Source organism: Bradyrhizobium sp. LB11.1, assembly GCF_040549385.1.
In the GTDB taxonomy this organism is placed as follows: domain Bacteria; phylum Pseudomonadota; class Alphaproteobacteria; order Rhizobiales; family Xanthobacteraceae; genus Bradyrhizobium.
In genome coordinates, this window is sequence record NZ_JBEPTH010000056.1 from 1 (window position 1) to 1,376 (window position 1,376).

Below are 1,376 nucleotides of genomic sequence, written 5' to 3' on the forward strand. Positions count from 1 at the left end.
TCTCACGTCACAAGCTCGAGGGAGGCGATCACGTCGGGCTTCTGGCGCTGATCGAGAAGGTCAGAGCTCGGGCGGCCGAGAAGCTGGGCTCGGCGCCGCGGGTGGTGAGCTGCTACGAGGCCGGTTATGACGGCTTTTGGCTGCATCGGCTGCTGCAAGCGGCCGGGATCACCAACTTCGTGTTTGATGCGGCCAGCATAGCGGTGGAGCAGCGGTCGCGGCGGGCGAAGACGGACCGGATCGACGGCGAGCTGATGCTGCGCACCTTGATGGCCTATCTGCGGGGCGAACCGCGGGTGGTCCGGATCGTCCGCGTCCCGAGCGTGGCGGAGGAGGATGCCCGGCGCGCCAGCCGGGAGCGCGATCGTCTGGTCAAGGAGCAGACCGCCCATACCAACCGGATCAAGGCATTGCTGCGCCTGTTGGGCGTGGCTGTCGGCACCCCGCGGCGGCGGAATTGGCTCAGCTGGCTGGCACAGCAGCGGGACTGGCAGGGACAGCCGCTCCCGCCGCATCTTCTGGCCGAGATCAAGCGTGAGCATGCGCGGCTGCTGCTGCGGCGTGAGCAAATTGCGGCGCTGGAACAGGCCCAGGTTGCCGAGACGTCCGCAGTTCCTGCTGTGATGAGCGAGCGGCGTCAGTTCCTGCAACGGCTCAAGGCGCTCGGCCCGGCCTTCAGCGCGACGCTGGTGAACGAGGTCTTCTACAAGGACTTCCGCAACCGCCGTGAGGTCGCGGCCTATTGCGGCCTGGCGCCCAGTCCATGGAAGAGTGGCGGCATTGATGTCGAACAGGGCATCAGCAAAGCTGGCAATCATCGCGCTCGCCAGAAGGCGATCGAGCTGGCCTGGCTCTGGCTTCGCCATCAGGGCGACAGCGCGCTCAGCCAATGGTTCCGCAATCGCACGGCCAATGCCGGCAAGCGTGCCCGGCGCATCGCCATCGTCGCACTGGCCCGCAAGCTGATCGTGGCGCTATGGCGTTATCTCTCCACCGGTCTCGTCCCCGATCAGGCGACGATGAAGGCTTGAGAATCCAACTTCGCAGTCAGGCGCGGCAGCAGCTTAAGCTGCTGGTGCCCTGAGGATGGATGATGACCGTGCCACCCAAGGGCCAACCAAACCGTTTTGTAGATGGGTCTCATCCCCTTCGGCTTCCTCACCGCGAGCATGCGGAATGTGGGTACGGACCAGACGGTCCGACCGGATATGAGGTGATGCAGTGAATTGCTGCAATCGTGGGAAGCCAATCCTCGCCTGGGGCACGGTCGCCGCGCTGCGCTACGCATGGCTCCGCGCGCCGCCCTCGCATCGTCAAACCCTGACCCAGACCTACGCAAGAGCCTTGACTCAAAATGCCCCATATGAGGGTGGGCA

The 1,376-nt window shown here is 65.1% G+C and carries 1 protein-coding gene; it reads left to right on the forward strand.

Annotation, left to right across the window (positions count from 1 at the left end; all coding sequences use genetic code 11):
- The coding region (locus ABIA96_RS36550) for an IS110 family RNA-guided transposase (protein ID WP_502918889.1) at positions 1 to 1,031 on the forward strand (1,031 nt) is incomplete at its 5' end.
- Positions 1,032 to 1,376: the final 345 nt, after the last annotated feature.